Raw genomic sequence first — 21,785 nt, forward strand, 5'->3', positions numbered from 1 at the left:
CACCCGGCCGAGGCCACTGATCATCACTCGCGCATGCCGATGGTGTCGATCGGCTTGGCGCGCAACGACAACCGGGTCGCGACCGCGATGGACGCGGTGCCCAGCAGCACCGCACCGGCGAGCACGGCCGGGAACACCCACCCCGGCCCGGCCGGCAGCGGTGTGCCGGTGGCGCCGAGCGCGAGCAACGCCAGCGGCAACGCCGCCACCAGCGTGCCGAGCACCACGGCGATCCCGACGGTGAGCAGCGCCTCCGCCCGCATCATCCGCACGACCTGCCGGCGACCGGTGCCGACCAGGCGCAGCAACGCGAACTCGCGGCGGCGCTGGGCGGTCGACATCACCAGGGTGTTGGACACCGAGATGGCGACGTAGCCGAGGATCACGCCGACGGCGACCAGGTTGAGCAGGAACTGCGCCCGCTGGTCGCTGCGGTCCGGTCCGTCGAGCGCACCGGTGAGCGCGAGGCCGGGGTAGCGGCCGACCAGGTCGGTCAGCTGTGCGGCGTCGTCGGTGCGCACCAGCAGAGCGCTGTCCATGCCCGCGTTGGTGTGCGCGCGAGCGTCGGCGGCGGACATGACGTGGTCGCCGAACGCGAGGTCGTGCTTGAACGTCGCCACGACCTTGAGCCGCGCGGGCTGGCCGTCGGCGTACCAGAACTCGGCGGTGTCACCGATCTTCTTGTCGTTCCAGTACGCGTAGGAGTCGCTCAGCGCGACCGTGCCGGTGGTGAGGTCCCCGATGGTCCCGCTCGTGACACCGAGGTCGACGGCGGCGTCGGAGTCGATGCCGTGGGCGGGACCGCGGTTGACCTCCGTGCTGTCACCGGTCCTGCGCGCGGTGATGACCTCGGTGCGCACGAGCGGCGTCACCCCGGTCACGCCGGGCAGGTCCCGGACGGCACCGGCGAGCTCCGCGGGCACCCCGGCGACGCCGGTGACGACGTGGTCGGCGGTGATGGAGCTGGTCGTCTCCTGCTGCACCGCGGCGGTGAACGTCGTCTGGCTGTAGAAGTTCACGACGGCGAACCCGATCGCGAGCATCAGCGGCGTGACGGCGGCGGCCATGCGGCGGGAGTTCTTGAGCGCGTTGGCGGCTGCCAGGTGCCCGCTGACCCGGGAGAGCCGGCCGAGCCCCGGTGCGACGAGCCGCACCAGCCGGCCCACGACGCGCGGCCCGACCAGTGCCAGGCCGATGATGATCACCAGGGCGGCCATCACCGACATCGCGGCGCCGAGCTGGCCGCGGACGAACAGCGGCACCGCGGTGGCGCCGACGCCGACGGCCAGGGTGACCCAGCCGACGACCAGCCGCACCCGGCCGAGGTCGCGCTTCTGCAGGGAGGCCTCGCCGAGTGCCTCGACCGGGTTGATCGAGGACGGCCGTCGCGCCGCGCTCCAGGCGGCGACGCGGGCCGCGCCCAGTCCGATCAGGAGTGCGGCGGCGAGCGGGATCGGGCTGATCGTCAGCTCGAAGTCCGCCGGCACCACACCGATCTGCGCGAACGCGCTGCGCAGCCCCTGGCTGACCGCGATGCCGAGCACGCTGCCCAGCACACCGGCGACCGCCGCGACCACCAGCGTCTCGACGCCGATGAGCTTGCGGACCTGGCGCGGGGTCGCACCGACGGCGCGCAGCAGGGCGAACTCGCGGCGGCGCTGCTCGACGGCCAGCGCGAGCGTGCTGGCGACGACGAAGATCGCGACGAGGACGGCGTAGCCGCCGAAGGAACCGGCGATGATGGCGAGGATCGACTTGGTCTGGCTGACGTCGTCGAACTCGGCTGCGCTGCGGTCGGCACCGGAGGCCACGGAGACGTGGTCAGCGGCGAGGGCGTCCTCGATCCGGTCGGCGAGCCCGGTGGCGTCCCCGCCGCTGCCGAGCACGCCGATGGCGCTGACCTTGCCGGGATGGGCGGCGAGCTCGTCGGCCTCGGCGTCGGTGAAGAACACCGACGCCTGCCGCGACCCGGCGCCCTCCGCGACCCCGACGACCCGGTAGGTCACCGGCACGGACCGGGTCGCGATCCGCACCTCGTCCCCGACCCGTGCGGCGAGCCCGGTGTCGAGCACCACCTCGTCGCCCGCCGCCGGGGCCCGCCCGGACTTCAACGTGAACGGCGAGAGCACCGCCGAACCCCAGTTGTGGCCGAACGACGGCTTGTCCGCGAGCACCTGCCCGTCCGCGGTGACCACCGTGGCCGGGAAGGTCTGCTCGGCGACGGCGGCGCGCACACCCGGCACCGCGCGGACCTTGTCGACCAGCCCCGCCGCGACCGGCGGCTGTTCGCTGACGTGCTCGAACGCGAGGACGTCCCCGCCCTCCGGTCGCACGATCCGGTCACCGCTGACGACGACGTCCGCCGCCGCGTACCGCTGGGTCGGCACGCCACCGCGCAACCCGGACTCCATGAGCACGCCGCACGCCGCGACGAGCGCCGTGCCGCACAGGATCGCCACGAAGGCGCCGATGAACCCGCCGGTGCGGGCCTTGACGGTCTGCCAGGCCAGGATCAGCACGGCTCACCACTCCCCGAGGTGCGTCATGCGCTCGGCGACCTTCTCCGGCGTCGGCGCGACGAGCTCGCCGGCCAGCCGTCCGTCGGCCAGGAACAGCACGCTGTGCGCGGCCGAGGCGGCCACCGGGTCGTGCGTGACCATCAGCACCGTCTGCCCCATCGAGTCCACAATGGACCTCAGCAGGGTCAGCACCTGGTGCGCGGTGCGCGAGTCCAGCGCACCGGTCGGCTCGTCGGCCAGCACGACCTCGGGCCGGGCGATCAGCGCCCGCGCTATCGCGACCCGCTGCTGCTGCCCGCCGGACAGCTCCGCGGGGTGGTGCCCCAGCCGGTCGCCCAGCCCGACCCGCTCGACGACCTCGTGCAGCCACCTGCGGTCCGTGGACCGGCCGGCCAGCCGCAGCGGCAGGGTGATGTTCTGCTCGACGGTCAGCGACGGCAGCAGGTTGTAGGCCTGGAAGACGAACCCGATCCGGTCGCGGCGCACCTTCGTGAGCGCGGCCTCCTTCAGCGCGCCCAGGTCGGTGTCGCCGAGCAGCACCCGTCCCGAGGTCGGCTTGTCCATGCCGGACGCGCAGTGCAGGAACGTGCTCTTGCCCGATCCCGACGGCCCCATCACGGCGGTGAAGGTGCCCCGGCCGATGCCGACCGTCACCTCGTGCAGCGCGGTGACCGCACCACCCCCGGTGCCGTACACCTTGCGCACCGCCTGCAGCGACAGCGCGTCTGCCCTCATCACGTTCTCCTCGGTAGGTCCTGCTTGCAGGAGAAACGTAGGTTCGGCGACCCCTTCGGAACGATCACGCAGACTGCCCGGCCGGAGGTGGAGCCTGCTCCACCACGCCAGGGCGTTCGTCGGAGCGGACGAACCCGGGGTGTCAGATTCGTCGGCCCGCACGAGGTGTCCGCGGGGCCGCCGAACCTAGCGTTGCCCGCGACCGGAGTCACGTCGAGGTGAACGGGGCACGTGCATGTCGAGGCTGAACGAGATCAACGACTGGTTGCAGCAGAACCTGCCCGAGCTGGTCGCACGGCACGGCGTGCCGGGAGCCACCGCCGCCGTGCTCGCCGGCGACGAGCTGGTCGAGGCCGCGGCCGGGGTGCTCAACAAGAAGACCGGTGTGGAGACCACCACCGACTCGCTGTTCCAGATCGGGTCGATCACCAAGGTCTGGACGACGACGCTCGTGATGCAGCTGGTCGACGAGGGCCTGGTCGACCTCGACGCCCCGCTGCGCACCTACCTGCCCGAGTTCCGCATCGCCGACGAGGACGCCGCGCAGCGGATCACCGTGCGGCAGCTGCTGAACCACACGGCGGGCTTCGAGGGCGATCTGTTCACCGACACCGGCCGCGGCGACGACTCCGTGGAGAAGTACATCGCGACGTTGCACGACACGCCCCAGCTCTTCGCACCCGGCGGGATGTTCAGCTACAACAACGCCGGCTACACCGTGCTCGGCCGGGTCGTGGAGGTGGTGCGCGGCAAGCACTACGACCGCTGCCTGCACGAGCACCTGTTCGCACCGCTCGGCCTGACCCACGCGGCCACCGACGCCTACGAGGCGATCCTGTTCCGCGCCGCGGCCGGGCACCTCACGCACGACCCCGGGCAGGGTCCGCAGCTCGCACCGGTCTGGGCGCTCGTGCGCTCGAACGCCCCCGCCGGGTCGATGCTCGCGATGAGCGCCCGCGACCTGCTCGCGTTCGCGCGGATGCACCTCGACGGCGGCCTCGCGCAGGACGGCACGAGGGTGCTGTCGCCGGAGAGCGTCGCCGCCATGCAGCAGGTGCAGGTCGAGGTGCCGAAGCTCGCGGTCATGGGCGACACCTGGGGTCTGGGCTGGGAGCTGTTCCACCTGCCCGGTGCGACGGTCGTCGGCCACGACGGCGGCACCATCGGGCAGAACGCCTTCCTGCGCCTGGTCCCCGAGCAGGGCGTCGCCGTCAGCCTGCTGACCAACGGCGGCAACACGCTGGAGCTGTACCGCGAGGTCGTCGGGCACGTCCTGCGCGAGCTCGCCGGCGTCGACCTGCCCGCCATGCCAGAACCGGCGCAGGCCGCTGAACGCCCCGACGGCGCGCGGTTCGTCGGCACCTACACGTCCTCGGTCGGCGAACGGGTCGTGACGCAGGACGACGACGGCCGGATCTGGATGGAGCTCGTGCCCAAGGGGATCATGGCCGAGCTCAGCCCGGAACGCGCCGGCCGCACCGAGCTGTTCCCGTGGGAGGGCGACACGCTCGTGGCCGCGGAGCCGACGCTCGGCATCTACCTGCCGCACGCGTTCGTCGGTGACGACGGCCAGGGCCGGGCCCTGTACCTGCACACCGGCCGCGCGGACCGCCGGGTGGCCCCGTGACGGACAGCGCGGTGGCGGACGGCGCGGTGACCGGCAGCGCGATCTCCGACCGCATCCGGGCCGCGTTCGCCGAGGCCGGTGCCGAGGGGTTCGTCCACGCCCGCGAGGTCGGCGTGACCGGCGGGCCCGAGGTGTGCGTCGGCGCGGACGACCAGGTCGTGCTCGCGTCGGTGTTCAAGATCCCGGTGGCGGTCGCCTACGCCGCGGAGGTGGCCGCCGGGCGCCTCGACGAGACCGAGCGCACGCGGGTCACGTCCCGCTACCGGATCGGCGGCATCGGCACCGCGGGGTGTGCCGACGACGTCGAGATGAGCTGGCGGGACCTGGCGCTGTTCATGATGACCATGAGCGACAACGCCGCCACCGACGTGCTGTTCCACCGGATCGGACAGGCCGCGGTCGACGGGGTGCTCGACCGCCTCGGCCTGCACCGCACGCGGATCATCGGCTGCTGCGAGGACCTGTTCGCCTCGATGACCGCGGACCTCGCCATGGGCGTGGAGCAGGCGGAGGAGGTGCTGGAGGCGCCGACGTGGGAGGTCGTGCGGAACCTGTCCATAGTGGACCCGCAGCGGACCACCTCCTCGACGCCGCGGGAGGTCACCGCGCTGCTGGACGCCATCTGGACCGACCGCGCCGCCGTCGCGCAGGCGTGCGAACGGGTTCGGTCGATCATGGCCAGGCAGGTGTGGCCGCACCGGCTCAGCTCCGGCTTCCCCTCCGACGTCCGGGTCGCGGCCAAGACCGGCACGCTGCCCGGTGTCCGCAACGAGGCCGGTGTCGTCACGTACCCCGACGGCCGCGACTACGCGGTCGCCGTGTTCACCCGCGCGGACTCCGCGGTCCTGCGCCAGCCCGCCGTCGACGCGGTCATCGGCCGCGCCGGACGCCTCGCCGTCGACCACCTCCGGAGCACCTCATGAAGCGCACGATCGCTCTGCTAGCGGGAATCACCCTGGTGGCCGGCTGCGGCTCCGGCGGCACCTCGTCCGGCGCGCTGGCGCAGGGCGGGACGTTCACCCTGTCCGTCGGCGCCGATCCGGGCACGCTCGACCCGGCGCTCACGGTGCTGTCCGTCGCGCGCCAGGTCGGCCGGTTCCTCTACGGCCGCCTCGTCGAACCCACGCGCTCGGGTGAGGTCGTGTCCGGGCTCGCGGAGAAGTGGGACGCCGACGTCAGCAAGGCGACCTTCACGCTGCGCTCCGGTGTCACGTGCGCCGACGGCGCCCCGCTCACCGCTGCCGACGTCGCCGCGAACATCAACTTCGTCGGCGACCCGCAGAACAAGTCACCGCTGGCCGGCCTCCAGGTCGCCCCCGGCACCACGGCCACCGCCGACGAGGCCACCCGCACGGTCACCGTCACCAGCGGCGCGCCGGACGCGTTCCTGCTGACCAACGTCGGCACGCTGCCGATCGTCTGCGCGAAGGGCATGGCCGACCGGTCGCTGCTCGCGAAGGGCGAGCAGGGCACCGGGATGTTCACGATCTCCGAGGTCGTGCCGAACGACCACTACACGCTGACCCGCCGCAAGGACTACGCGTGGGGTCCCGGCGACTGGCAGCAGGAGCAGCAGGGCCTGCCGGACAAGGTGGTCCTGCGGGTCATCCCGAACGAGACGACGGCGGTCAACCTGCTGCTGTCCGGTCAGCTCACCGCGGCCACGGTCGCCGGTCCCGACCAGGAACGCCTGCTGGCGCAGAAGGTCGACCACGTCGACTACGCGACCCCGCTGGGCATGTTCGCGTTCAACCACGCGCAGGGGCTGCCCGGCAGCGACCCGGCCGTGCGCAGGGCGTTGCTGCAGGCGCTCGACCTGGGGCAGGTCGGCAAGGTGCTCACGAGCGGCAAGGGCAAGCCGTCGCAGAGCTTCGTGACCGTCGAACCCCGGCCGTGCACCGGTGACAACGTGAGCGCGCACCTGCCGAAGTTCGACAAGGCCGCCGCCGAGAACGCGCTGAAGGCCGCCGGGTGGACGAAGGACACCAAGCCGCTGACGATCCGGCTGATGCAGCCGACCATCCTCGGGCCGACGCTGACCGCGACCGCCGAGCTCATCCAGAAGGCCTGGCAGGAGATCGGGGTACGGGTGACCATCCAGCCGGTCGACTCCGCCGGGCTCAACCAGGCGTTGTTCAGCACCGGCGCGTGGGACGTCTCGATGGCGCCGATCACGCTCGGGCTGCCCAGCCAGCTGGTGCCGTTCGCGGCCGGCCCGGTGCCGCCGCAGGGCGTGAACTTCGGTGCCATCACCAACCCCGAGTACGCCGAGCAGACGAAGCTCGCCGCGACGAAGGCGGGCAGCGCCGGCTGCGAGAACTGGAACAGGGCCGAGTCCGCGCTGGTGAAGAACGCCGACCTCCTGCCGTACTTCGACGCCGTGGTGCCGACGTTCGTCAAGGGCGCCAGGTTCACCATGAGCGACGGCCTCGACCCGGCCTCGATCCGGATGCTCGCCTCGTGACCACCGCCACGACCTCGACGGCTTCGAGCGGCGCCTCGTGGCTGCCGTTCGCGCGGCGGCGGGCGGTGCGGTTCGCGACCTCGCTGTGGGCGCTGGTGACGGCCGCGTTCCTGATGATCCACCTGATCCCCGGTGACCCGGTGCGGGAGGCGCTCGGCCTGACCGCGCAGCCCGACGTGGTCGCCGCGCGGCGGGAGGCGCTGGGGCTGGACGACCCGCTGCTCGTGCAGTACTGGAACTACCTGGGTGACCTGGTCCGCGGCGACTTCGGCGTGTCGCTGGTCAGCGGCACGCCGGTCGCGGACCTGATCGGCGACCGGCTGCCCGCCACCGTGCAGCTCGCGGTGCTGGCGTTCCTGGTCGTGGTCGTGGTGGCGGTTCCGGTGGGCGTCGGCATGGCGGTGCTCACGAAGGGCGGTCGCCGGCGCGGCGGCGAGCTCGGGTTCACCTCGGTGAGCGTGGTGGTCGCGGCCATCCCCGAGTTCCTGCTCGCGGTCGCGCTGGTCAGCCTGTTCGCCGTCACGCTCGGCTGGTTCCCGGTGGCGGGCAACGACGCCGCCGGCTCGTGGGTGCTGCCGGTGCTGGCGCTCGCGCTGGGCCCGGCGGCGGTGCTCGCGCGGATGGTGCGGGTGGAGCTGCTGTCCGTGCTGGGCAACGACTTCGTGCGCACGGCCAGGGCGAAGCGGCTGCCCGCGCGGCTGGTCTACCTGCGGCACGCGCTGCCCAACGCGCTGACCGCGACGCTCACGCTCGGCGCGATGATGCTCGCCGCGCTGGTGGCGGGGACCGTGCTGGTGGAGAACGTGTTCGCCTGGCCGGGTCTGGGTTCCACGATCGTCGGGTCGATCCAGCAGAAGGACTACCCGGCGGTGCAGGGCATCGTCCTCGTCTACGGCACCGGTGTGCTGCTGGTGAACCTGGCCGTGGACGTGGTCCTCGCCCTGCTCGACCCCCGTTCGACGATCCGGGAGGCGTGATGCGCCGTTGGCTCGCAGTCGCCCGCACACCGGTCGGTGCCGCGTCCGCCGTCCTGCTGCTCCTGCTCGCGGGACTGGCCCTGTTCGCCCCGCTGCTGTGGGGTGAGCAGGCCGGCGCGATCGACACGGACGCGCTGCAGCAGGGTTCGTCCGCGGCGCATTTGCTCGGCACGGACGCGCTGGGGCGCGACATCCTCCACCGGGTGCTGGTGGCGACCCGGCTGACCATCGGCCTGGCGCTGCTGGCGACCGTGGTCGGCGTGGGCACGGGTGTGGTGCTCGGCGCGCTGCCCGCGGTGCTGCCGCGCTGGGCCGGGCGCGTGGTGACGGCGGCGGTCAACATCGCGGTGGCGTTCCCCGGTCTGCTGCTGGCGCTGTTCTTCGCGGTCGTCTTCGGCACCGGGACGACGGGTGCGGTGCTCGCCATCGCGTTCGCCCTCGCGCCGTCGTTCGCCCGCCTCACCCAGACGCTGACGGCGTCGGTGAGCGGCCGGTCCTACATCGCGGCGGCACGGGTGAGCGGCGTCGGCCGGTTCCGCGTCCTGGTGCGGCACGTCCTGCCGAACGTCGCAGAACCGCTGGTGATCAACGCGACGCTGGCGGCGGGGTCGGCGCTGACCGCGTTCGCGGGACTGTCGTTCCTGGGCATCGGCGTGCAGGCACCGTCCTACGACTGGGGCCGGCTGCTCGGCGAGGGGCTGAACCGGATCTACGTCTCCCCCGCGCCCGCGCTGGGACCGGCGGTCGCCGTGGTCGTCGCCGGGCTGGCGTTCAACCTGTTCGGCGAGGCGGCCGCGGCCGTGCTGGGCCACCGGCCACCGCCGGTGCGGCGCGGCCGGCCTGCGCCTGCTCCGTCCACTGTGGACGACGTGGCGGACGAGGGCGTGCTGACCGTGCGGAACCTGCGGGTGTCGTTCCCCGGCCCGGACGGCTGGGTCACGCCGGTGCGCGGGGTGTCGTTCGCCGTGCGCGAGGCCGAGGTGGTCGGGGTGGTCGGCGAGTCGGGGTCGGGCAAGAGCCTGACCGCGCTCGCGGTCTCCCGGCTGGTCGAGCACCCCGGTGTGGTGACCGCGGACCGCCTGGAGTTCCTGGGGAAACCGGTGGCGGACACGCCGGACCGCGAGCTGGGCACGTCGCTCGCCATGGTGTTCCAGGACCCGATGACGTCGTTCAACCCGACCCGGCGCATCGGCAGCCAGCTCGCCGAGGTTTCCCAGCAGCACCAGGGGATGTCGCGCAAGGACGCGTGGCAGCGGGCGGCGGACCGGCTGGAGTCGGTGCGGGTGCCGGGGCAACGCGCCAAGCAGTACCCGCACGAGTTCTCCGGCGGCATGCGGCAACGCGCCATGATCGCGATGGGCCTGATGGGCGATCCCCGGCTGGTGATCGCCGACGAACCGACGACCGCGCTGGACGTCACGGTGCAGCGCGAGGTGCTGCGGCTGCTCGGCCGCATCCGCGACGAGCGCTCGACGGCGGTCCTGCTGATCAGCCACGACATCAGCGTCGTGCAGCGGACCTGCGACCGGGTGCTCGTGATGTACGCGGGGCGGATCGTCGAGGAGCTGCCCACGGCGGAGCTGTTCACCGCGGCACGGCACCCGTACACGACGGCGTTGCTGGCGGCGGTGCCGACGCTGGAGACCGACCGCGACCAGCCGCTCGCGGTCATCCCCGGACGGCCGCCGGAGCCGGCCGAGGTGGTGGCGGGCTGCCCGTTCGCTCCGCGCTGCCCGCTGGCGGACGACCGCTGCCGCGCGGAGGAGCCGGTGCTGACCGCGGTCGAGGCGGGACACCGGGTGTCGTGCTGGCGGGTGGAGGAGCAGCAGCGGTCGGCACTGGCCGAGTCTGCCGGGAGCCGAGGGGGAACCACGTGAGCGAGCTGCGCTTCGAGTCCGTGTCCGTCCACTACGGACACCGCAGGACCGGGCACCTGGCCGTGGACGACGTCAGCCTGACCGTGCCGTCCGGGAAGGTCGTCGGTCTCGTCGGCGAGTCCGGCTCCGGCAAGTCCACCCTGGCGAGCACCGCCGTCGGCCTCGTCGACGCCACCTCCGGCACGATCTCGCTCGGCGGCGTGGACGTCCGCAGGCTCCGCCGGCGTGACCGCGGGTTGCAGATGGTGTTCCAGGACCCGTACTCCAGTCTCGACCCGCGGATGAGCATCGGCGAGTCGATCGCGGAGGCGATGCCGAGGGGCACCGACCGCCGCGCCGAGGTCGCCCGGTTGCTGGAGCTCGTGCACCTCGACCCCGACCGCGCGACCGCGCTGCCCGCCCGGCTCTCCGGCGGGCAACGGCAACGGGTCGCGCTCGCCAGGGCGCTCGCCGGGCGGCCGGAGGTGGTGATCGCCGACGAGATCACCTCCGCGCTCGACGTGTCCGTCCAGGGCGCGGTGCTCAACCTGGTGCGCGACCTGCAACGGCGGCTCGGCCTGTCGATGCTGTTCATCTCCCACGACCTGGCCGTCGTGCGGTACGTGAGCGACCGGATCGCGGTGATGCGCGGCGGCCGGATCGTCGAGGAGGGCGAGGCGGACCAGGTCCTCGCGCGGCCCCGGCACGACTACACCCGTGAACTGCTGGAGGCGTACTGATGGACCTGCACGACCGCTGCGTCGTCGCCGACACGCACAACGACCTGCTCGACGCGATCGCGCACCGGCCCGTCGAGCGCTGGGTGCCGCACTTCCGCGAGCGCTGGCTGCCGCAGCTGCGGGCGGGCGGGGTGAACCTGCAGGTGCTGCCGGTGTTCGTGGACGACGTGTTCCGGCCGGAGGGGGCGCTGCGTCAGACGTTGCGGATGATCGAGGCCGCACACCGCATCGCCGAGGCGAACCCGGACGCCGTCGCGCTCTGCCACGACGGCACCACCGTCGACGCCGCTCTCGCGGACGACCGCATCGCGCTCGTGCTCGCACTCGAGAGCGCACCGGGTGTCGGTGAGGACGTCGAGCTGCTGGAGACGTTGTTCCGGCTCGGCGTGCGGATCGCGTCGCTCGCGCACTTCGGCCGCACCGCGCTGGCCGACGGCAGCGGTGAGGACGCCACCGGCGGCAGGCTGACCAGGGCGGGCGTCGCGGCGGTGGCCGAGATGGAACGGCTCGGGATGATGTTCGACGTCAGCCACCTGGGCGTGGCCGGTGTCGAGCACGTGCTGGAGCTCGCCACCCGGCCGGTGATCGCCACGCACTCGTCGGCACGGGCGTTGCGCGACCACCACCGCAACCTGACCGACGACCAGCTCAGGGCCATCGCGGCGAACGGCGGCGTGGTGTGCGTGAACTTCTTCGCGCCGTTCCTGCACGAGACCGACTTCCGCATCGAGCGGCTGGTCGACCACATCGAGCACATCGCGGGCGTGATGGGCATCCGGCACGTGGGCCTGGGACCGGACTTCGTGAAGGAGGTCCTGGAGGACGTCACTCCCCCGTGCTGCGAGGCGCAGTTCATCGAGGGCGTGCCGACCGACCGGTTCCTCCCCGGGCTCGAAGGGCCGGCGGGGCTGCCGCTGGTCACCGAGGCGCTGCAGGAGCGCGGGTGGCCCGACGACGACATCGCGCTGGTGCTCGGCGCGAACGTGCTCGACCTGTTCCGCGCCGAGCTCGGCAAGCCGAACCACTGACGAGGGGATCTGCACCGTGACCACCATCGAGGACCTGTACGGTTTCGCGCTGCCCGAGCAGCCCGCGATCTCCCCCGACGGCAGCGAGGTCGTGTACGTCCTGCGCACCACCGACCGCGAGCGGGACCGCGACCTGCGGTCGCTGTGGCGCGTAGCGGACGGCGAGCCGAGCCGGCTCACCAGGGGCGAGGCCGACGTCGCACCGGCGTTCTCACCCGACGGCGCGCGCATCGCGTTCCTGCGCGCCCAGGACGGTCCCGCCCAGCTGTGGCTGCTGCCCGCGAACGGCGGCGAGCCCGAGCAGCTCACGACCCTGCCGCTCGGTGCGGGGGCACCGGTGTGGAGCCCGGACGGCACGGCGGTCGCGTTCAGCGCACCGGTCGACGAGGGCGACGCGAAGGCACCCGTCGTGGCCGACCGGCTCGACTACAAGGCCGACGGGGCCGGGTTCCTGCGCACGGTCCGCAGCCACCTGCACGTGCTCACGCTCGCCGGCCGCGAGGTCAGGCAGCTCACCAGCGGCGACTGGCACGCAGGCCCGCCCGCGTGGTCACCGGACGGCACGCGGCTCGCCTTCGCGGCGGCCACGGACCGCGACGCCGACCTGACCTTCCGCGCGCCGGTGCACGTCGTGAGCGCCGCCGGTGGTGAGCCGAGGCTCGTCGGGCTCGCCGACGGCCAGGCCGCGACGATCACGTGGTCGCGCGACGGGTCGGCGTTGCTCGTCACCGGCCGCACCACCACCGACACCGGCCACCTCGGCCTGCTGGAGCTGCCGCTGGACGGCGGCGAGCCGCGCGACCTCGCCGCGCCGCTGGACCGCAACGTCATGCCGGGCATGGCCGGCTACCCCGGCGGTCAGCCCGCGCTCACGCCGACCGGTGTGGTGTTCTGCGCCCGCGACCGCGGCTGCACGCAGCTGTACGCGGTCGACGGTGACGACGCGCCCAGACTGCTCGTCGGCGGTGACTCCCGGGTCGTGTCCGGGCTGTCGGTCAGCGGCACCACCGCGGCGGTCGTGCTGAGCAGCGGCACCTCCTACGGCGAGATCGCCACGGTCGACCTGACCACCGGCGAGGTGACCGTCCGCACCGGGCACGACAGCGGCGCCGACCGGTTCGTGCCGCGGGAGCGCGAGTTCACGATCTCCGACGGCACCGTCGTGCACGGCTGGCTCGTCCGCGACCCGGAGCGCACCGGCCCCTCCCCGCTGCTGCTGGACATCCACGGCGGCCCGCACAACGCGTGGAACGGCTCCGCGGACCCGGTGCACCTGTACCACCAGGTGCTGGCCCGGCGCGGGTGGACGGTGCTGCTGCTCAACCCGCGCGGCAGCGACGGCTACGGCGAGGCGTTCTACCAGGCGGCGCTCGGCGCGTGGGGCAAGGCCGACGCGCGCGACTTCCTGGAGCCGCTCGACCAGCTGGTCGCCGACGGCACCGCCGACCCGGCCCGGCTCGCCGTCACCGGCTACAGCTACGGCGGCTACATGACCTGCTACCTGACCAGCCGCGACCACCGCTTCGCCGCCGCGGTCGCCGGTGGCGTGGTCAGCGACCTGACGAGCATGGCGGGCACGTCCGACGCCGGTCACGCGCTCACCGCGCTGGAGCTGGGCGGTGCGGGCGACCACCTCGCCGAGCTGTCCCCGCTGACCCGCGTCGACGACGTCCGCACGCCGACGTTGATCTACCAGGGCGCGAGCGACGACCGGTGCCCGGCCGGGCAGGCCGAGCAGTGGTTCACCGCGTTGCGCCAGAACGACGTCCCGGCCCGGCTGGTGCTCTACCCCGGTGCCTCGCACCTGTTCATCCTCAACGGCACGCCCTCGCACCGCGAGGACTTCAACCGGCGCGTGGTCGACTGGGTGCGCGAGCACACCGGTGAGGGCCGGGCCCTGGACGCGGCGCACTGGCAGCGCAGGCTGTCCGTGCTCGCGAAGAAGCACGGCGTGCCCGGTGCGGCGCTCGGCATCCTGCGCGGCGACGACGTCGCCGAGGCCTGCCACGGCGTGCTGAACACGGCCACCGGGGTGGAGGTCACCCAGGACTCGGTGTTCCAGATCGGCTCGATCGGCAAGGTGTGGACGGCGACCGTGGTGATGCGGCTGGTCGACGAGGGCCTGCTCGACCTCGACACGCCGATCGCCGACGTGCTGCCCGAGCTGAAGCTGGCCGACCCGGTGGTCGCGCAGAAGGTGACCATGCGGCACCTGCTCACGCACACCAGCGGCATCGACGGCGACGTGTTCACCGACACCGGCCGCGGCGACGACTGCCTGCGGCGCTACGTCGAGCAGCTGGTGGAGGCGGGCCAGAACCACCCGCTCGGCGCCACGTTCTCCTACTGCAACAGCGGGTTCTCCCTCGCCGGCCGGGTGGTCGAGAAGCTCACCGGGCAGACGTGGGACGCGGCCATGCGGGAGAAGCTCTTCGGCCCGCTCGGCCTGGACCGCACCGGCACGCTGCCGGAGGAGGCGCTGATGCACCGCGCCGCCGTCGGCCACATCGACGCCGACGGCGAGGCGAAGCCGGCCCCGGTGTGGCAGCTGCCGCGCTCGCTCGGCCCCGCCGGGACGATCTTCTCGACGACCGCGGACGTGCTGGAGTTCGCGAAGATGCACCTCACCGGCGGCGGGTCCGTGCTGGCGGAGGCCACCGCGGCGGCGATGACCGAGAAGCAGACCGACGTGCCCGACCCGAACGCGCTCGGCGACTCGTGGGGCCTGGGCTGGATCCGGTTCGGCTGGGACGGTCACCGGCTCATCGGCCACGACGGCAACACCATCGGCCAGTCGGCGTTCCTGCGCCTGCTGCCCGAGCAGGGCCTCGCCGTCACGCTGCTCACCAACGGCGGCAAGGCCCGCGAGCTCTACCTGGAGCTGTACCGGGAGATCTTCGCCGAGCTGGCCGGTGTCGCGATGCCGCGCCCGCTGGAGCCCGGCGACCCGGTCGAGGTGGACACCGCGCGGTACGTCGGCCGGTACGAACGGGCCTCGGCGCGCCTGGAGGTGTCCGAGGGCGAGAAGGGCCTGCGGCTGGCGATGACGGTCACCGGATCGCTGGCGGGGCTCGTGCCGGACCCGCCGGAGGTCGACCTCGTGCCGATCACCGACGAGCTGTTCGTGTGCCGGGACTCCGAGCAGGACAGCTGGACCTCGGTCGTGTTCTACACGCTGCCCACCGGCGAGCAGTACCTGCACATGGGCGTCCGCGCCACGCCTAAGGTGTCCTGACGTGCTCAAAGACATCGAACGCCTCATCAACTGCGAGTCCCCGTCCACCGACCTCGCCGCCGTCGCCCGCAGCGCGGACGTCACCGCCGAGGTGGGCACGGCCCTGCTCGGCAGCGCCCCCGACCGGATCGTGCTCGACGGCCGCACCCACCTGCGGTGGCGGCTGGGCGGTGGTCCGCGCAAGGTGCTGCTGCTGGGCCACCACGACACGGTGTGGCCCATCGGCACGCTCGACCGCATCCCGTTCTCGGTGCGGGACGGGGTGCTGCGCGGTCCCGGCTGCTTCGACATGAAGACCGGCGTGGTGATGATCTTCCACGCCGTGGCCGCGCTCGACTCCCCCGACGGCGTCACGGTGCTCATCACCGGCGACGAGGAGATCGGCTCGCCGTCCTCCCGCGGCCTCATCGAGACCGAGGCGCGCGAGCACCGGGCCGTGCTCGTCACCGAGGGGTCGGCGGACGGCGGCGCGCTCAAGACCGAGCGCAAGGGCACGTCGATGTACGAGGTGGTGCTGCACGGCCGCGCCGCGCACGCCGGGCTCGAACCCGAGCGCGGTGTCAGCGCGACGATCGAGGCGGCCCACCAGATCCTCGCCGTGGCCGCACTGTCCGATGTAGACTCGGGTACGACCGTGACGCCGACCGTGCTGTCGGCGGGGACGACCACGAACACCGTTGCCGCGCACGGCAGCTTCATGGTGGACGTGCGCGTGCGCGACCTCGACGAGCAGCTGCGCGTGGACGAGGCGATGCGGGCGCTGGAACCGGTGCTCGACGGGGCGGAGGTCGAGGTGACCGGCGGCCCGAACCGCGCGCCGCTGGAGGCCGCGATGTCCGCCGAGCTGTTCGCGCTCGCGTCCCGGCTGGGCGGACCGCTGACCCGGGCCGCGGTCGGCGGTGCCTCCGACGGCAACTTCACCGCGGGCGCAGGCGTGCCGACGCTCGACGGGCTCGGCGCCGTCGGCGGTGGCGCACACGCCGAGAACGAGCACGTGCTGGTGTCCGAGCTGGCGCCGCGCACCGCGTTGCTCTCGGCACTGGTGAGGGAGCTGACCACATGACCGAACCGCTGCTGGCCCAGGACGTCGTGGTCCGCCAGCTCACCGAGCAGTCCGAGCTCGTCGCCACCGAACGGCTCTACGCCGAGATCTGGCGGTCGAGCGGGAACACTCCCCCGGTCACCGCCGAGCTGCTGCGGGCGATGGCCAAGGCGGGCAGCTACGTGGCGGGCGCGTTCGACGGCGACGAGCTCGTCGGCGCGTGCATCGGTTTCTGCTCGCCACCGGCGGCCGGCACGCTGCACAGCCACATCGCCGGTGTCTCGGCCCGGATGCGCGGCCGCAACGTCGGCTACGCGCTCAAGCTCGACCAGCGGGCGTGGGCGCTGGCCCGCGGGCTGACCGCCGTCACCTGGACGTTCGACCCGCTGGTGCGCCGCAACGCCTACTTCAACCTGGGCAAGCTCGGCGCCGACGCGGCCGAGTACCTGCCGGACTTCTACGGCGACATGCGCGACAGCATCAACGGCGGCGTGGAGAGCGACCGGCTGCTGGTGCACTGGCGGGTGACGTCACCGGAGGTCGCCGCGGTGTGCGCGGGCACGCCGCGGGTCGTGGAGGCCAGGGGCGTGGTCGGGCTGGGCATCTCCGCCGACGGCCTGCCGGTGCCCGGCACCACCGGCGGTTCCACCGTGCTGGTCGCGGTGCCGCCGGACGTCGAGGCGCTGCGGGTGGCGAACCCGGCCGCGGCGCGGCAGTGGCGGCACGCCGTGCGGGAGGTCCTCGGCGGGCTGCTCGCGGGAGGTGCCTGCGTCACCGGGTTCGACCGGGCCGGGTGGTACGTCGTCGAGAGGAACGAGTCGTCATGAGGCTGTCCGGGGTCGAGCTCCGCTGGGTCGAGATGCCGTTGAAGAGCCCGTTCCGCACGTCGTTCGGCACGCAGACCGTGCGCACGCTGATGCTGCTGCGCGCCGTCACCGACGTGGGCGAGGGCTGGGGCGAGTGCGTGGCGATGGTGGACCCGGTCTACTCGCCCGAGTACACCGAGGGCTGCGCGGACGTGCTGCGGCGGTTCCTGGTGCCGGCGCTGACCGGTGAGGTCGACGCCGTGTCCGTCGGGCCGCGGCTCGCGAAGTTCCGCGGCCACCGGATGGCCAAGGGCGCGCTGGAGATGGCCGTGCTGGACGCCGAGCTGCGCGCGGCCGGCCGGTCGTTCGCCCGCGAGCTGGGGGCGACGCGCGAGTCCGTGCCGTGCGGCGTGTCGGTGGGGATCATGAACTCGATCCCCGAGCTGCTCGACGCCGTCACCGGGTACGTCGAACAGGGGTACGTCCGGATCAAGCTGAAGATCGAGCCGGGCTGGGACGTCGAGCCGGTGCGCGCGGTGCGGGAGCGGTTCGGCGACGTGCTGCTGCAGGTCGACGCGAACACCGCCTACACCCTGGCCGACGCCCGCCACCTCGCGAAGCTCGACCCGTTCGAGCTGCTGCTGATCGAGCAACCGCTGGACGAGGAGGAGATCCTCGCCCACGCCGAGCTCGCCAAGGTGGTGCGGACCCCGATCTGCCTGGACGAGTCGATCACCTCCGCCCGGTCGGCCGCCGACGCGATCACGCTGGGCGCGTGCCAGGTCGTGAACATCAAGCCGGGCCGGGTCGGCGGGTACCTGGAGGCGCGGCGCATCCACGACGTGTGCGCGGCGCACGGCATCGCGGTGTGGTGCGGCGGGATGCTGGAGACCGGCATCGGGCGGGCGGCGAACGTGGCGCTCGCGGCGTTGCCGGGGTGCACGCTGCCCGGTGACACCTCGGCGTCGGACCGGTACTACGCGCTGGACGTCACCGAGCCGTTCGTGCTGCGGGACGGGCACCTGCGAGTGCCCACCGGGCCGGGGCTCGGGGTCGAGCCGCTCCAGGAGGTGCTCGACGAGGTGACGGTGAAGACCGAGTGGGTTCCTCTGGCGTGAGCGCCGCGCTGACCTGCTCTCCGGTTCCGGGACCGACGTTCCGGAACCGGTGAGCTCTGGTCATTCCGGTTTTCCGGAACAGTAGGTAGCGTCGTGGTCACACAGCGCGAACTCCTGAAGGAGCGGAATGCGACGCGACGACCACACCAGCGGCGATGGCACCGATCCGACAACACGGACGGGCCGCGGCTTCAGCCGTGCGACGTTCCTGAAGGGGGCCGCCGGCGCACTGCTCGGCGGCGGGCTCGGCGGGCTCGGCGCCGGGACGGCCGGCGCAGCCGGCACCCCGCGGGCCGGCTACCTCAAGGACCTCACGGGCAACGAGACGGCCCGGTTCGGCTTCCGGGGCACCGACCTCGGGTTCACGGCACGGACCAACCACGGTTACTGCATCTCGATCTTCGGCGACACCTTTGACCAGCCGGTGCCGGTCAACGTCACCGGCTGGCGTTCGCCCGTCGGGCTGCGCCAGTCGAACACCGACCTGCAGAACGGCATCCGCTGGGACAACGCCATCGGTGGCTCACAGGCCAAGCAGTTGATCCTCTATCGGCACAACGACCCCAACTACGCCAGGAACACGCCGGGGCAGGTCGTCACCGAGATCCCCAACGACCTGATCCACCTGCCCGACGGCCGCTACATCATGAGCACGTTCGGCGTGCGGGACTGGGCGATCCCGGAGCAGGGTGGCATCCCGAGCGCCGGTGGCAGCTGGCGCACCTGGTACTCCCGGCTGTGGACGTCCACCGACACCCACGCGGAGAACTGGACCACCACGTGGAACCTGGAGACCAACCGGGAGAACATGGACTACTGGAACAGCGGCGACATGAGCCTGTTCCAGAACAACACCATGATCATGTGGCCGGGTGAGAACTTCGTCTACATCTACGGGACCAACGAGGGCCGGTGGAACGGCGGTGGCATCCACCTCATGCGGGTGCCGTGGGACAAGATGTGGAACTACAGCCAGTACCGCTTCTGGGGCGTCGACGGCTCCGGTCGCTGGGACTGGCGCCAGTACGGGCCGATCACGCCGATCATCAACGCGCCGAGTCGCACCGAGGCCATCGGCGAGTTGTCGGCACAGGTCATCGAGGGTCGGGTCGTGTTGTCGTTCCTCAACGGCGGCCGCGGCGCGGTCACCCAGACGGCGACGTACCCGACAGGCCTGTGGACCGCCCCGAAGACCCAGGTGACCTACGCGCAGGCCCAGAACATCTACGCGCCGATCGTGCATCCGTACTCGACGCTGGCGAACTCCCACATCCTGTTGTCGCAATGGGTCGGATCGGAGTACTACGGCGTCCGCCAGTGGACCGGCAACATGTACGGCACCGTCGCGGCGCGTGGCTCGGTCGGTGACACGCTGGCGGTGACGAAGGACGAGCCCGCCCTTCCCGGGCACGTCGGGCCGGTGTCGCCGCAGTGGCAGGAGCTGCCGCTGGCCGAGCAGATCGCGGTACTCGGTGACAACACCGACGACCGCGTGAGCAGGGCCGACATCGCGGCGGTGACCAGGTCTGCGGCGAGCGCCAACACCGGGGTGTCGGCGGCACGCCACCGAGCGGGGGCGATGGCGCCGACCGACTAGAACACCGGGCCGACCATGGGCGACATCCGGTTCACCCCTGTCCGGTGCCGGTGCTGGCCGTCATGTCGAGCGTGGCGGCAGGTCGCCTTCACAGGCCGGCCTCGGCCAAGGCAGCCAGCAGCGCCGGCTGGTGGTGCGCGGCGGTGAACTGGTCCAGGCAGTCAGCGAAGTCCAACCCGGCCCGGTGGTGCAGCACCTCGATCTCGGCCAGCACCTCACCGGCCCGCGCGTACCTGGCCTTGTCCGTGCGACGGTCGATCGTGAGCTCGGCCGCCCGCACCAGGACCGGGATCGCGGCGGCCGGATGCCGGTGTGCGAGCGCACGTGCGATGTGCGCGAGCTGACGGTCGTCGAGGTCGTGTTCCCGCGCCACTCGCCACGCCTGCTCTTCGTCGCCGGCGACGAAGAGCAGGTGGACCAGTGACGTGGCGGCGTCAGCTCCGGACCGCGCCACCTGTTCGCGCAGATGCGCGAAGGCGCGGTTCTTGGCGTACTCCACCGCGTTCAGCGGTTCGGCGGCAGCCAGCAGCGACCGGTACGCTCGTTCCCGGTTCCGGTCGAAGTGGCCGTGGGGCACGCGTTCGAAGATGTTCCAGCGAATCCTGGCCGCGTCCCGGTACCGGCCGCGCGTCCCGTACAGCTCGGCGAGCAGGTCGTCGGCGTTCTCGTCCCTTCGCCGCAGGCCTTCCAGGCAGGAGATGACGCGGTCCGTCGCGTACTCCACGGCGTCCAGCGGTTCGGCGACGGCCAGCAGCGCGCGGTAGTGACCCGAATGGGGCAAGCGCTCGAAGATGTCCCAGCGGACCCTGGCCGCGTCCCGGTACCGGCCGCGCAGCTCGTACAGCCGCGCGAGTTCGTCGTCGCCTTCGTGGCTCCTCCGTGGCACGTCTTCAAGCCAGGCGAGGGCTTCGTCGACCCGGCCGGCGGAACGCAACGCCTTGGCGATCGACACGGCACTGCCGGGGCGTGGGTTCTCGGCGTAGAAAGCGTTCAGGACCTCGACATCCGGTTCGAACGCCAGCAGGAACTGTTCGCGGATGTAGGCGATCACACCGTGCTGGTGCACCGAGTGGTGGTCGTAGGGGTCCTCAGGGGCCAGGTTCCGGTGCGCCTGGTCCAACCGCCGCCGGTAGGTGGCCAGCCCGCGCGGACCGAGCGCCTCCACCAGATCGGCGACGTCGAGGAAGTGCGCGGGTTCCTCCGCCTGCAGGTCGAAAGCCCAGACGGCCAGCTCGTCGGGGTCCGCCGGTTCGCGCACGCACGCCTGGACGAGACCCGTGGTCGCCTGCTCCACCGCGTCCGACCACAGGGAGTACGCCTCGTGGGAGCCGAGGTTCGACCCGTTGCGCGCCAAGCGCCGCACCAGCCGTTGGTACAGCGGCCTGGTGACCGCCGGGTGGCCGATGGTCGCCTCCTCCAAGGTGAGCAGGAGCTTCTCGGCGTCATCGGCCCAGCGGTCCGGGTACGTGGCGTCCGGACGTGTCCTGCCGACCGAGTCCACCGCGGTGAGCAGCGCCTTGGCGTCCAGTGGACGTACGACGTCGACAGCCAGCACCGCGACGGCCACGCAGTGCTCGCAGAAGACACCGCCGAGCCCCGCCGGGCAGGAACACTCGCCGGTCAACCGGCCATCGGCGCCGGTCAACCGCACCTGACGGTCACACACGACAGCGACCACCTGACCCGCCAGCACCTGGAACGGGCCGACCTGCTCGCAGAGTTCCTGGCCCAACTCGTAGCGGTCGATGTCCGCACGTGCGAACACGTCATCTTCGGTGAACCAGACCGTGCCGATGGTGCACCAGATCGCGTCTACGGGAAGCCAGACCACTCGCACATCCAACCAGCACGGAGAGCGGCGGGACGTGGATCGGCGGCACCTCCTCACGAGGTTCGGACCGCCTCGCGGGTGGACTTCACCGAGGACTTCTCCCTGGCAGAGCGTGACAGGGGCAAGGTCCGGCACCACGTCCACCTCGGTCACTCGACCGCGGCACTTGCTCGTCGGTGGACACCGCCCGCTCACCGGACCCACCTGTTG

At 72.4% G+C, this 21,785-nt stretch carries 14 protein-coding genes and 1 pseudogene; 12 read left to right on the forward strand and 3 right to left on the reverse strand.

The window, feature by feature from the left end:
* Window positions 1-23: 23 nt before the first annotated feature.
* Both ACZ7CD_RS32000 and ACZ7CD_RS32005 read right to left on the reverse strand, forming a co-directional pair.
* Window positions 24-2,519 carry an FtsX-like permease family protein gene (locus ACZ7CD_RS32000; RefSeq protein ID WP_470380351.1) on the reverse strand — a complete coding sequence of 832 codons (2,496 nt, stop codon included), beginning with the start codon at window positions 2,517-2,519 and terminating at the stop codon, window positions 24-26.
* 3 nt (window positions 2,520-2,522) lie between these two features.
* The gene (locus ACZ7CD_RS32005) at window positions 2,523-3,254 is read right to left on the reverse strand and encodes an ABC transporter ATP-binding protein (RefSeq protein ID WP_360388736.1); all 732 of its coding nucleotides are present in this window, start codon (window positions 3,252-3,254) and stop codon (window positions 2,523-2,525) included.
* A gap of 235 nt (window positions 3,255-3,489) precedes the next feature.
* Between ACZ7CD_RS32005 and ACZ7CD_RS32010 the strand changes: the two genes are divergently transcribed.
* The 12 genes and pseudogenes from ACZ7CD_RS32010 (at window position 3,490) to ACZ7CD_RS32065 (ending at window position 19,744) form a co-directional block, all read left to right on the forward strand.
* On the forward strand, window positions 3,490-4,881 hold the full coding sequence (locus ACZ7CD_RS32010) for a serine hydrolase domain-containing protein (RefSeq protein ID WP_360388739.1): 1,392 nt from the start codon (window positions 3,490-3,492) through the stop codon (window positions 4,879-4,881).
* Entirely contained in the window at window positions 4,878-5,804 is a 927-nt protein-coding gene (locus ACZ7CD_RS32015; RefSeq protein WP_360388742.1) for a serine hydrolase, read from the forward strand. Before ACZ7CD_RS32010 ends, ACZ7CD_RS32015 begins: the two co-directional genes overlap by 4 nt.
* Complete coding sequence (locus tag ACZ7CD_RS32020) at window positions 5,801-7,345, forward strand: ABC transporter substrate-binding protein (protein WP_360388744.1); 1,545 nt, start codon at window positions 5,801-5,803, stop codon at window positions 7,343-7,345. The genes ACZ7CD_RS32015 and ACZ7CD_RS32020 overlap by 4 nt, the downstream gene beginning before the upstream one ends.
* Window positions 7,342-8,322, forward strand: coding sequence for an ABC transporter permease (locus ACZ7CD_RS32025; RefSeq protein ID WP_458431996.1), 981 nt, complete (start codon window positions 7,342-7,344; stop codon window positions 8,320-8,322). Before ACZ7CD_RS32020 ends, ACZ7CD_RS32025 begins: the two co-directional genes overlap by 4 nt.
* Window positions 8,322-10,199 (forward strand): dipeptide/oligopeptide/nickel ABC transporter permease/ATP-binding protein, encoded by a 1,878-nt coding sequence (locus tag ACZ7CD_RS32030; RefSeq protein ID WP_470380352.1) that lies wholly within the window; start codon window positions 8,322-8,324, stop codon window positions 10,197-10,199. Before ACZ7CD_RS32025 ends, ACZ7CD_RS32030 begins: the two co-directional genes overlap by 1 nt.
* A pseudogene (locus ACZ7CD_RS32035) lies at window positions 10,196-10,912 on the forward strand (ABC transporter ATP-binding protein); the annotation flags it as partial. The gene ACZ7CD_RS32030 and the pseudogene ACZ7CD_RS32035, both read left to right, overlap by 4 nt.
* 5 nt (window positions 10,913-10,917) lie before the next feature.
* The gene (locus tag ACZ7CD_RS32040) at window positions 10,918-11,946 is read left to right on the forward strand and encodes a dipeptidase (RefSeq protein ID WP_360388753.1); all 1,029 of its coding nucleotides are present in this window, start codon (window positions 10,918-10,920) and stop codon (window positions 11,944-11,946) included.
* Between the two features lie 16 nt (window positions 11,947-11,962).
* Window positions 11,963-15,181, forward strand: a complete 3,219-nt coding sequence (locus ACZ7CD_RS32045) for a serine hydrolase (protein ID WP_360388756.1) — start codon at window positions 11,963-11,965, stop codon at window positions 15,179-15,181.
* Between the two features lies 1 nt (window position 15,182).
* Window positions 15,183-16,244 (forward strand): M20 family metallopeptidase, encoded by a 1,062-nt coding sequence (locus tag ACZ7CD_RS32050; RefSeq protein WP_360388759.1) that lies wholly within the window; start codon window positions 15,183-15,185, stop codon window positions 16,242-16,244.
* On the forward strand, window positions 16,241-17,050 hold the full coding sequence (locus ACZ7CD_RS32055) for a GNAT family N-acetyltransferase (protein WP_470370582.1): 810 nt from the start codon (window positions 16,241-16,243) through the stop codon (window positions 17,048-17,050). The genes ACZ7CD_RS32050 and ACZ7CD_RS32055 overlap by 4 nt, the downstream gene beginning before the upstream one ends.
* Window positions 17,047-18,147 carry an o-succinylbenzoate synthase gene (gene menC / locus ACZ7CD_RS32060; protein WP_360388764.1) on the forward strand — a complete coding sequence of 367 codons (1,101 nt, stop codon included), beginning with the start codon at window positions 17,047-17,049 and terminating at the stop codon, window positions 18,145-18,147. Before ACZ7CD_RS32055 ends, menC begins: the two co-directional genes overlap by 4 nt.
* Before the next feature lie 127 nt (window positions 18,148-18,274).
* A complete protein-coding gene (locus ACZ7CD_RS32065) occupies window positions 18,275-19,744 on the forward strand; it encodes a DUF4185 domain-containing protein (protein ID WP_360388767.1) in 1,470 nt (489 codons plus the stop codon).
* An 88-nt stretch (window positions 19,745-19,832) separates the two neighbouring features.
* On the opposite strand, the gene ACZ7CD_RS32070 is transcribed toward ACZ7CD_RS32065, so the two are convergent.
* The gene (locus tag ACZ7CD_RS32070; RefSeq protein ID WP_470380353.1) at window positions 19,833-21,509 is read right to left on the reverse strand and encodes a tetratricopeptide repeat protein; all 1,677 of its coding nucleotides are present in this window, start codon (window positions 21,507-21,509) and stop codon (window positions 19,833-19,835) included.
* Between the last annotated feature and the right edge of the window lie 276 nt (window positions 21,510-21,785).

This window comes from Lentzea sp. NPDC036949 (genome assembly GCF_055608075.1).

Excerpts from the sequence above, each read along its gene's own strand:
- ACZ7CD_RS32055 (WP_470370582.1), top strand. The coding sequence starts at position 16,241 with ATGACCGAACCGCTGCTGGCCCAGGACGTCGTGGTCCGCCAGCTCACC.
- ACZ7CD_RS32040 (WP_360388753.1), top strand. The coding sequence starts at position 10,918 with ATGGACCTGCACGACCGCTGCGTCGTCGCCGACACGCACAACGACCTG.
- ACZ7CD_RS32010 (WP_360388739.1), top strand. The coding sequence starts at position 3,490 with ATGTCGAGGCTGAACGAGATCAACGACTGGTTGCAGCAGAACCTGCCC.
- ACZ7CD_RS32020 (WP_360388744.1), top strand. The coding sequence starts at position 5,801 with ATGAAGCGCACGATCGCTCTGCTAGCGGGAATCACCCTGGTGGCCGGC.
- ACZ7CD_RS32030 (WP_470380352.1), top strand. The coding sequence starts at position 8,322 with ATGCGCCGTTGGCTCGCAGTCGCCCGCACACCGGTCGGTGCCGCGTCC.
- ACZ7CD_RS32005 (WP_360388736.1), bottom strand. The coding sequence starts at position 3,254 with ATGAGGGCAGACGCGCTGTCGCTGCAGGCGGTGCGCAAGGTGTACGGC.
- ACZ7CD_RS32065 (WP_360388767.1), top strand. The coding sequence starts at position 18,275 with ATGCGACGCGACGACCACACCAGCGGCGATGGCACCGATCCGACAACA.
- menC (WP_360388764.1), top strand. The coding sequence starts at position 17,047 with ATGAGGCTGTCCGGGGTCGAGCTCCGCTGGGTCGAGATGCCGTTGAAG.